Origin of the sequence: Cecembia lonarensis LW9 (assembly GCF_000298295.1) — a bacterium.
GTDB classification, from domain to species: Bacteria; Bacteroidota; Bacteroidia; order Cytophagales; family Cyclobacteriaceae; genus Cecembia; species Cecembia lonarensis.
This window is the reverse complement of sequence record NZ_AMGM01000047.1, coordinates 24,042-34,867: the sequence shown is the minus strand read 5'-3', so window position 1 is coordinate 34,867 and position 10,826 is coordinate 24,042. Positions and strand designations below refer to the sequence as shown.

11 protein-coding genes are annotated in these 10,826 nt (G+C 39.0%); all 11 read left to right on the top strand.

Annotated features, from left to right (window positions below):
- A partial coding sequence (locus tag B879_RS13810) for a DUF234 domain-containing protein (RefSeq protein WP_040400714.1) occupies window positions 1-328 on the top strand: 328 nt, incomplete at its 5' end.
- 578 nt (window positions 329-906) lie between these two features.
- Window positions 907-1,143 carry a hypothetical protein gene (locus B879_RS13805; protein WP_157231628.1) on the top strand — a complete coding sequence of 79 codons (237 nt, stop codon included), beginning with the start codon at window positions 907-909 and terminating at the stop codon, window positions 1,141-1,143.
- Window positions 1,130-1,366: a PIN domain-containing protein gene (locus B879_RS21855; RefSeq protein WP_009185809.1), complete on the top strand. Its 237-nt coding sequence runs from the start codon at window positions 1,130-1,132 to the stop codon at window positions 1,364-1,366. Before B879_RS13805 ends, B879_RS21855 begins: the two co-directional genes overlap by 14 nt.
- Window positions 1,367-2,090: 724 nt before the next feature.
- Entirely contained in the window at window positions 2,091-2,381 is a 291-nt protein-coding gene (locus B879_RS13795) for a DUF6922 domain-containing protein (protein ID WP_009185807.1), read from the top strand.
- Between the two features lie 26 nt (window positions 2,382-2,407).
- Window positions 2,408-2,953 carry a nucleotidyl transferase AbiEii/AbiGii toxin family protein gene (locus B879_RS13790; RefSeq protein ID WP_238542140.1) on the top strand — a complete coding sequence of 182 codons (546 nt, stop codon included), beginning with the start codon at window positions 2,408-2,410 and terminating at the stop codon, window positions 2,951-2,953.
- 725 nt (window positions 2,954-3,678) lie between these two features.
- A complete protein-coding gene (locus B879_RS13785) occupies window positions 3,679-3,954 on the top strand; it encodes an ATP-binding protein (RefSeq protein WP_009185804.1) in 276 nt (91 codons plus the stop codon).
- Window positions 3,955-4,424: 470 nt separating this feature from the next.
- Window positions 4,425-5,165, top strand: a complete 741-nt coding sequence (locus B879_RS13780) for a polysaccharide biosynthesis/export family protein (RefSeq protein ID WP_009185803.1) — start codon at window positions 4,425-4,427, stop codon at window positions 5,163-5,165.
- A gap of 3 nt (window positions 5,166-5,168) precedes the next feature.
- Window positions 5,169-7,583 carry a GumC family protein gene (locus B879_RS13775; RefSeq protein WP_009185802.1) on the top strand — a complete coding sequence of 805 codons (2,415 nt, stop codon included), beginning with the start codon at window positions 5,169-5,171 and terminating at the stop codon, window positions 7,581-7,583.
- A 25-nt stretch (window positions 7,584-7,608) separates the two neighbouring features.
- Window positions 7,609-8,682: a DegT/DnrJ/EryC1/StrS family aminotransferase gene (locus B879_RS13770; protein WP_009185801.1), complete on the top strand. Its 1,074-nt coding sequence runs from the start codon at window positions 7,609-7,611 to the stop codon at window positions 8,680-8,682.
- A 7-nt stretch (window positions 8,683-8,689) separates the two neighbouring features.
- Window positions 8,690-9,718, top strand: coding sequence for an ATP-grasp domain-containing protein (locus B879_RS13765; RefSeq protein WP_009185800.1), 1,029 nt, complete (start codon window positions 8,690-8,692; stop codon window positions 9,716-9,718).
- Window positions 9,708-10,820: a glycosyltransferase gene (locus tag B879_RS13760; protein ID WP_009185799.1), complete on the top strand. Its 1,113-nt coding sequence runs from the start codon at window positions 9,708-9,710 to the stop codon at window positions 10,818-10,820. Before B879_RS13765 ends, B879_RS13760 begins: the two co-directional genes overlap by 11 nt.
- The last annotated feature ends 6 nt before the right edge of the window (window positions 10,821-10,826 follow it).

The following is a 10,826-nucleotide window of genomic DNA, read 5'->3' as shown; positions in this document are numbered from 1 at the left end:
AGAAGCAGGTAATTTAGCCTATGTGAAAGAAATCATTACCCGTGATTTTTCAACCTATAGCGGTAGGATGTTAGAAGACTATTTTATCCAAAAGGTAAAAACAGAAAAGAAGTATAACCTTATTGGTACTTACTGGGAAAAAAATAATCAAAATGAAATAGATATTGTCGCTGTAAATGAATTAAAGAAAACCGTATTGTTTGCAGAAGTTAAACGACAGAAAAAAAATATAAGTCTTGAAAAATTAAAATATAAGTCATTGCATTTGCAAAAACAATTTGAAGGTTATTCATTCACTTTCAAAGCATTTGGAATGGAAGATATGTAAGGGCACGAAGAAGCGAGAGACGAGTGAAATGAATATTGTCGGGTTGTCGTAGTTGTCATGGTGAGCGCTTGGAAGGTTGGCCTGAGGGGTTTGAAATGAGGAGTGAAGAGTGAGGGAAAGTGGGTGCTTGAAAGCTTTGCGAAAGCGTTTTTGTAACCGTCATGCTGAATGAAATGAAGCATCTCCCAAACTTCAGGAGATAAGAATAAAGAAAAAACGCTGCGCTTGGCTTATTGAACCACAAAGCGCACCAAGAACACTAAGAAAATTTAAAGAAATTTTTCTCCAATTGGCGTTTTTCAGCACGCCCTAATTAGTGTCAGTGGAGGGTAGCTTACCAAGCAGCAAGCGCTGGGGATACCAACCTTTGAGGTTTTTGAAACCTCGAAGGTTTTGAAAAATGATTTAAATAGAACAGGATAACGCTCACTACGAATCCTAAGACATAATCCGGTTTAAAACTTAATTTAAACAAGTTTTTTTCTTAAATTGTTGACATAAGTGATTGTTAATGCCGTTTTAATATTTCATAGATTGGCAGTAATCCTCTGGTAATGAAACTTCAAAATAAGGATAGTATGGAAACGCTATTAGTAAAAGTTGACAATAAGAAAAACTCATCTTTTCTGAGAAAACTTCTACTGAAATTTAATTTCGTCGTGGAAGTTAAGACCACAGCCTCTAGCGAATCATATACATTTCCCGAAATAGTGAATGTTGCAGGCCGCTTGCGCAGTTACGCGGATCCTTCTAAAAAAAATAGTGAAAAAGCTATTTGGGAGCAAGTAATCCAGGAAAAGCATGGAACTCCTTGATGCCAATTTCATTCTCAGGTACTTACTAAGGGATAATGAAGAACATTTTTTGGTTGTCAGGGATATAATTGAGAAAAACCACCTTACAATTCCTGATTTTATTTTCGCAGAAACAGTTTATGTGCTCGAAAAAGTGTATAAAGTCCCCAGAATAGAAATCAAAATGTGCTGTCAGACTTATTGGGGTATAAAAATATTTCTACAAATAGGAAGGATGTTTTAATTAGGTCTTTGGACTTATATAAAAGTCACAACTTGGATTTTGCTGATGCCCTATTAATATCTTATTGTCAAATGACAAAAGACAGTAAACTTCACACGTTTGATAAGAAGATTTTGAAATTTATATCTTCCTAATAATTAGATGGGGACAGTAGGAGAGGTCTATAAAGAATACAGAGAAAACCATTAAGGAGTTAAGGGGTTTAAGGGGTTCATTAGGAACAATATTGTTGTTGGGTTGTCATGGTTGTCATGGTTCCGTCACGCCCAAGTGTCGCGAGCCTTTAAAAAGCTCAGCAGCTTAGCTAGTGTCAAAGGCTTATCCTTGTCATTTTCCTGCCCGCCGTGGCGGGGAACGGAGAGAGAAATCTAAAAGGTATTTAAGCCACAAAGCACACAACCTGTCCCGAGCATCGGGAAAGCAGCTGGCGCTGGGGGCACCAACCTTTGAGGTTTTTGAACCCATGAACCTTGAACTCTGAACCTACTTTGTTCAAAATGTTCAAAGTTCATAGTTCATAGTTTTACAAATCTTATAAAGTAAACTTGAACCCATGAACCCTCCTGAATACTTCGGAGCAAGCTGAACCCTGCCTCCGGCAGGGGCAGGCCTGAACATCAAAAAAGCAGGACAAAAGAAACCTACAATTAAAAAGCCTATTTCACGAGAAAATCTTAACTTGTCATATCAGATAGGTTATAATTTTGATTCGTCGCCAAAATGTATGTTAGAGAATTTATCAAATAGATTGTTTTGGGATGTGGACTCTAAATCTTTGGACTGGGAAAAAGACATCTCTTTGATTATTACCAGGGTTCTTGAAAGAGGGACACTTGAAGAATGGAGGACAATTGAGCAAAAATATGGTTTGAATAAGATTGTTAGCGTAGCCAAAGATATAAGATCAATGGATTTATTGGCAATCAACTTTCTAGCGCAAATATCCGGAACCCCTATCACAGAATTTCGATGTTACAACTCCAAACAGTCGACCCCGGCACACTGGATTTACTGAAAAAAATTTCCAGTCAACCGACATTTTTGAAACATCGACTTGTTGGAGGTACATCTTTAGCATTACAATTTGGTCATAGGCTATCCATAGATCTTGATTTTTTTAGTTCAGAGCAGATCGATTATGAAGAAATTTTGTTGAATGTAAAGTCTTTTGGTAAAGTAGAAGTTATATCGAGATCGAAATTTATCAACAGTTTCTTCATCAATGATGTCAAAGTGGATTTCGTATCTTTACCTTATCTGTGGATTGATGATCCAATCATTTACGATTCCATTAGACTGGCCAGCATAAAAGATATCGCAGCCATGAAGTTAGCAGCAATAACAAATAGAGGCTCAAAAAAAGATTTCATTGATATTGCTTTGCTTATCGGGCAATTGGGTCTTGATCAAATGTTGAGATTTTATAATCAAAAATATCCGGATGGTATGGACATGATGGTCCTAAGAAGTCTGGTGTATTTTGAGGATGCCGAAGTTCAAGCTGATCCTGTAATGTTGGTTCCTTATGATTGGGGAAATATCAAAAAGCTGATTTTGGATGAAACCAAAAGGTATTTAAAGCAATAAGAGGTCTATCAATGTAGAATGATGAATGAAGAATGGAATGAGAAAGAGCGAAGTAAAAAGGCAAAAGGCAAAAGTAGGGTTACGAGCTTGTCTTTAGCAACGTCATCCTGAATCCGAGGAACAGCCTGCCCCGTAGCATTACGGGGGATCTCCTCTACCTTAGGAGATAAGTACATAGAAAAAGAAACGCTGCGCTTGGCTTTTGTTACACAGAGAATCACAGAGGAGGCACAGAGAACCACAGAGGGAATGGTGGTGTAGAATGATGAATGAAGAATGGGTTCATTTACGAAGAAGGGTTGTTAGTGTCAAAGGCTTCACCTTGTCACCTCGACGGTAGGAGAGGTCTAAAAGATATTTTAACCAATAAGCACACAAACTACACCCTGTCCCGAGCATCGGGAAAGCAGCTTGCGCTGGGGGCACCAACCTTTGAGGTTTTTGAACCCATGAACCCTGAACCATGAACCGTTAACACATTAACCTTTAACTCACAAGTATCCCCCCTTTTACCTTTTGCCTTTTGCCTTGGCTCTTTTAGCCCATAAACCCTCCGAAATACCTCGGAGCAATCTGAACCTTGAACTCCTGAATCCTTAACCTCTCTAAGTTAAAATTTGGAATCAACTCCAAAAACATAATAAAACATCACTATTATTGTAATGTGGTACAAATAAATAGACCTGCATATTTGAAATTTCTTACTTCTTGAAAATATCATCTACTTGGAATTGTTAAGGAGAGGTTATCAGGTATTCGTAGGTATGGTAGATCACTTAGAAGTAGATTTTCTCGCTGTTGGCGCTGGACAAGAACGACTTTACCTACAAGTTGCCTACTCAACAGATAAAGAAGAAACCTTAAAACGTGAACTCCGTCCATTGCAGCTGATCAATGACAACTACCCAAAACTCCTATTAACCATGGATACAGTGCTTCCTGAACAAAACTTTGGGGGAATACGCAAAACCAATGCGCTGAATTGGTTGATAGGGGATTGATTGTTAACCGTTAACCCGTTAACAGTTAACTCCGAACCCATAAACCCTCCGAAATACTTCGGAGCAAGCTGAACAATGAATGCGTTAACAATTAACAGTTAACAGTTAACCGTTAACCCTTAACCTTTAACCTTTAACCTTTAACCTTTTCCCTCGTACCTTATTATTTTCGACAACCATGACAACCCTGACAACCCGACAACCATGACAACCATTTTCTCAAAATTCTATAACTTGCCACCGATTCTAAATATTCAACATTCTTAATTCCTAGGCGTTGATCGTTAATCATTAATAAATAACCACAACCTTTATCCCAACAATTATCGTGTCAACACTTAACACTTAACACTCATCACTCATCACTCATCACTCAAAAGATGCTCTCCAAAACCCTCAAACTTTTCCTCCTCCCCATCCTGTTCACGTTACTTTACGCGAGCTGCGTCCCCAACAAACGCATCATCTACATGCAGGAAAGGGAGGCTTCAGAAAGCCCACTGAAATACGCTTCAGAAATACTTCCCTATGATGTAGATGAATACAAACTCCAATACAATGACATCGTGGACATCAGCATCCGAACATCCAGCAAGGAACTCAATGAGCTTTTTTCCCTTTTTGAAGCAGATAATATAAGGGGAAATATGATGATGCAGGGAGCCATGGCAGGGGGGGATGCCTTTTTTATGACCGGGTTTAACCTAGATGAAAGGGGTATGGTGGAATTACCCCTGCTTGGAGAAGTAAAACTTTCCGGATTGACCCTTCAGGAAGCCAAAGTGCTGATTGAAGGCCGTATGATCGAGTTTGTGAATAGAGAGGATATGTTTGTTCGGGTGAGATTAGGGGGTATCCGATATTCTGCCTTAGGGGAATTTCGCCGACCGGGAAAACACAATGTGCTACAAAACCGCGTGACGATTTTTGAAGCCATCGCCCATGCCGGTGACCTGACAGAGGTAGCCAAGCGGGATGATTTGGTGCTGCTGCGGCAATATCCAGGAGGCACCCGCATGTACCGTATAGACCTGAACAATAAAAATATCCTGACCTCTGAGTATTTCTTTATCCAACCCAATGATATGCTCTACGCAGAACCCATGAAAATCCGTGAACTGGGTACAGGGGTCAACTTTGTACAATCTTTTTCCCTGCTCATTACCACCCTGACAGCTGCCTTGCTGGTGGTAAATTTAACCAGACAATAAGTAATGAATCCGAATACAACAAACCATTCTCCCCAGCAAACCTTTCAGGAAGAAGACGACTTGCATCAGATCAAGGATCTTGCCAGACGCTACCTGCGCAACTGGTACTGGGTAGGGCTTTCCCTCTTTGTTTTTTTGGCAGGGGCATTCCTGATCAATCGCTATACCCCCAAGGTATACCGTTCCACAGCACAGTTTTTTGTAAAGGAAGAAGATTCTGGAATGAACCTTTTTGATCAGCGCTTTTTTGGGTATAATTCCGAGCTGGACATGACCAATCAGATGATCATCCTCCGCTCCAGGCCCATTGCGGAACTGGCCCTGAATAAATTGGATTTTCAGGTGGAATATTACTTAGAAGGCTATATAGCTAAAGCTGAATTGTATCCCACAGCTCCTATTCTTGTGGAAGTGGATTGGAGACATCCCCAGTTGATTAATGGAGAAATTCAGGTACAATGGTCTGATAGAAATGGTTTTAGACTGACTTTTCCAGATGAACAATATAGCTTGACCCAGGCCAATGATCCTGCTGTGAATAAAATTGATCGGCCTAAGCCTGAAATAACACAATATGCCTTTGGAGAGTGGATAGAAACGCCCTATATGCGTATCAAAGTCAACTTGACCTCTGGTGAAGATATAGGCAAGATCTTGGTAAAGTTAAGGGACAAACAAGGTCTGATTAACCAATATGCCGGTGCTGTGAATATTACACCAGTAGAGAAATTTGCTTCGATTTTACAGCTTTCCACCGATTCTTATAACTCCAAAAAAGGTACAGATTACCTGAATGCCTTAATGGAGGCTTATTTGGAAAATGAACTGGGCCAAAAGAACCGCACGGCCAGCAATACCATCAATTTTATTGACGAGCAATTGGCGGGGCTTTCGGATACACTTTCCTTTATTGAAAACAGACTGGAGACTTTCCGCTCTGCCAACCGCATCTACGACATCAGTAATCAGGGCAGCTCTGTGTTTGGGAGATTGGCAGATTTGGACCGGGAACTGGCACAGGAGAAGCTGAAGCGGGAGTATTATCGCAACCTGCAGAATTACCTGGTCAAGGAAGATTACAATGAGATCATTGTGCCTTCGGGTTTGGGAATCGATGACCCCATACTCAACAATCTGATTAAAAATCTATTGGAGCTTCAAAATCAAAAAGCTTCCCTCATGACCACCCAGCGGGAAGCTTCTCCGGCAGTAAGGGAGGTAAACCGCAAGCTACAGGATCTGAACAATTCCATCCGGGAGCTTTTGGTCAATGTAGATGAGAATGCTGCCTTTTTGATCAATGACTTGCAGCGCCGTATTTCCCAGATAGATCTGGAATTTAGCCGCTTACCGGCCAAGGAGCAAAACCTACTCCGTATACAACGGGAATTCAGCTTCAGTGAAGGGATCTACAGTTTTCTTGCCCAGAAAAGGGCAGAGGCAGCCATTACCAAAGCTTCCAATACCCCCAACAATAAAATCATCGAATTTGCCAGAACGCTTCCTTCCGCGGTTACCCCAAGACCCATGCGGAATTATGCCCTGGCGCTTTCTTTAGGCTTGTTGATTCCTTTTCTCTTTGTCTTAGGGAAGGTGTACTTGACTGATAAGGTCAAGGACATCAAAGAGCTGGAAAGAAAAGCCCAGGCACCCATTTTGGCTTCGGTAGCTTTCAGGAAGCTCTACGATGAACTGGTGGTTTTTGCGGATAAGAATTCGGGAATCACGGAGGCCTTCCGTTCCCTGAGGGCCAATATGAATTTTGTATTGCCCAAGGATCAGTCCTCGGTCATTTTAGTGACTTCCAATACCTCCGGGGAGGGCAAGACCTTCTGTTCAATGAACCTGGCTTCGGTGTATTCTCTGGCAGGAAAGAAGACCATCCTTATAGGCACTGACCTGCGCAAACCCAAGATCGCCAAGGAGTTTGCCCTGAAAAATGATAAGGGGCTATCCAATTACCTCAGTGGGCAGCAAGCCGAGTGGCAGACCTTGATAAAAGGCACGGATTATGAAAACCTGGACGTCCTGCTTTCGGGGCCTATCCCGCCCAACCCTTCTGAACTGATCGGGAATGGGAAGATGCCTGTTCTGTTGGAGGCACTGAAAAAGGAATATGATATCATCATCTTGGATACCCCACCGATCGGCATGGTATCGGAAACCTTGGAAATGTTCCCCTTGGCCGATGCGGTATTCTTTGTAGTGCGCTTTGACTATACCCTCAAGTCAGGTATTGACCATATCAACCACCTCAAAACCTCCCAAAAACTGCAAAATGCCTACATCATCTTCAATGCGGTAGATGAAAAAGAGATGCAGTATAATTATGGTTACGGGTACGGATACGGATACGGGTACAATGACAGTCAACCAAAAGCTAATCTTCTAAAAACCCTAATGAATAAATGGTTTTAAAAATTGGTATAACAACTTCACCAGGATGATCCCAGTAACAAAACCTTTTTTACCTCCCAAGGAAGATTATATTTCGCTTATTGATGACATTTGGCAGCGTCAATGGTTAACCAATAATGGCCCGTTAGTAAATGAATTAGAGGAAAAATTGAAAAACTACTTGGGGGTAGATAATTTACTCTTTTTAAGTAATGGAACTATTGCAATCCAACTTGCTATCAAAGCGCTTGAATTAAAAGGAGAAATTATTACAACTCCATTTTCCTATGTTGCTACAACAAGTAGTATTGTTTGGGAAGGATGTACCCCGGTTTTTGTAGACATAGATTCCAAGTCATTTAATATTGATGTCAATAAAATAGAAGAAGCGATTACTGAAAAGACTTCTGCAATTCTTGCAACCCATGTATATGGGAATCCCTGCGATATCGATACAATTAGTAAAATAGCCCAAAAACATAATCTAAAAGTCATATACGATGCTGCCCATTGTTTTGGTACACTATATAAAGGTAAATCTGTTTTTTCATTTGGTGATATTAGCACTGGTAGTTTTCACGCTACAAAAGTTTTTCATACCATTGAAGGAGGAGCTGTTTTTACGAAATCGTCTGAGCTTCTGAAAAAGATGTCTTATTTTAGAAATTTTGGACATGAGACACCTATAAAATTTGAGAGTATTGGTATCAATGCTAAAAATTCAGAATTTCATGCTGCTATGGGTTTGGTTAATTTAAATTACATAGATGAAATTTTATTGAGAAGAAGGGAAATTAGTATGTACTATGATTTTAAGCTTTCTGGATTCGCACATACTAAACCCCAAATCAATGAGTTTGCGAAATTCAATTATTCATATTATCCCATTCTCTTAGAAAACGAACGGCATGTAGTTAAAGCAATTGAGGTTTTAAATTCAAATTATATATACCCCAGAAGATATTTTTATCCATCTCTAGATACCCTTCCCTATGTAAAAGAGTCAAACGTTCCTGTTTGCAAATCAATTGTAAATAGGGTTTTATGCCTGCCTCTTTATCATTCATTGAAAAATGAAGATGTTGATCTTATTTGTAGGCTTCTGATCAGTTCTCAATAACATATTTATGAATATTCTGTTTACCTCAGTTGGAAGAAGAGACTACATACTTGATTATTTCAAATCTCTAAAAGGTAAAAATATAAAAGTGTATGCAGTAAACTCGGTTGCAAATACTACAGCGATGTGGAAAGCTGATAAATCATTTATTAGCCCTGAAATTAGGTCAAATGAGTATATCCCTTTCCTATTGGATATTTCAAAAAGAGAAAAAATAGACCTAATTATCAGCCTTTTTGATCTAGATACCTTATTTATATCCTTCTACAAAGAAAAATTCGAGGAATTAGGAGTGAAGGTCCTCGTTTCTGATTTGGGTATTATAGAAAATTGCCTGGATAAATTAAAAATGTCCAGTTGGCTTAATGCTCATGGATTTAAGACTCCAAAAACATTTGAGGATTTATCTGGTGCTAAAAAAAGTCTTGAAATAAATGATGTTTCATTCCCTTTAATTCTAAAACCACAATGGGGACAAGGATCTTTGTCTACCGAAATAGTTTCTGATCAAATAGAGTTAGAATCTGCTTACACTTTTCTCAATAGTAAAGTTAGGAAAACAAGCATAGCTCATGTCGAAAAACTAAATTATAAAAATAAGATTTTAATTCAGGAATTCATTGAAGGAGAGGAGTATGGTATTGATTGCATAAATAATCTAAGCGGAGAAAACCAGGCTGTTGTAATAAAAAAGAAAATTGCAATGAGAGCAGGTGAGACTGATGGAGCCTTGACAGTTTATGATGATCAAATAGAATCAACAATTTCTAATTTAGGAAATAAATTAAAGCATATTAGTATCTTGGATGTTGACGCTATTAATAATGAAAGTGGCGTCTATATAATTGACATGAATCCTCGATTTGGAGGAGGATATCCTTTTTCCCATCTTGCGGGAGTTGATTTGCCTAGGGCAATAGTGGATTGGGTCGCTACAGGGTTTGCTGATAAATCACTTTTTTCTTATCAAGAAGGTGTCTTAGGGCTCAAAGGAATTGCGATGGTTTCCAAATCAGAAATAATCAATGAAGCCTAAGTTGTTGTTTATTAACAATATGGCTGCTCCATATCAGGTAAAATTCTGTTATGCCCTACAGGATTATTTTGAAGCTGAAATGTGGTTCTACACACACCTTGAATCCAACAGACCAAAATGGTGGTCCATTCCATTGGGAGATAAATGTAAGGTTTTGGAAGGCTCTAAATTTCATCCGATTTTGAATTATAGCAACCCTAACCTCCTTTCAAAAACTAAAGATTTTGATCCAGATATCGTCGTTGCCGGTGGTTTTTTCTTCCCCAGTCAATGGCAAGTTAAAAATTGGTGCAAAAAAAACGGAAAAACTTACATTGCTTTAGGAGAAAGGATCTCTTATGTGGGGTATAGCAAGATGGGAAGACTCATAAAAAGTTTGATAAAAAAGTGTTCAGCCTTTCTTTACAAAGACATTGATTTGTTTTTAGCGATGGGAGAGAAACCAATGGAACAAGCTATAAATGAATTTGGTCTTTCCCGTGAGAAGGTTGTTTTAGCCCGCTATCCTCAAGACATAGATACCAATTTGACTCATTCTTTAAGAGAAACTACAAAAGCTCCTGTTATTATTTTCCCAAATCGCTTAGATAAATCTTATAATCCATTATTTGCCCTTGAAGTATTTAGGGTTTTTAATGAAAAATATCCTAATAGCGTTCTCAAAATGAATGAATTAGGAGAGATGAAAGAGGCTTGCATTGATTTTATCAATAAATCTAATCTTTCTGACAATGTACAGTTTTTAAACGGGATTACTTCATGGGATGACCTACCTAGCGTTTATAAAGAAGCTCATATAGGTTTATTTACTGCAACTGATTCTAATGGCCCAAATTCACTTATTGAATGCATGGCATCAGGTACCGGTATCGTTTTAAGTGATCAAATTTACAATACGGAGGTTTATTGTAAGCACGATCTTAATTGTTACCGTTTACCACTTGAGGTTTCAAAGTTTGTGAATGCATTGGAGAATTATGTTCTAATCGATGGATTACTAAAGTCACATGGTAAAATAAGTAAAGAATTGGTGTCGGAGCGTTCTGTTATAAATACAGCTAAATTTTACGCGGACATAATTAATAACTACCACCAACGATAAACGGTT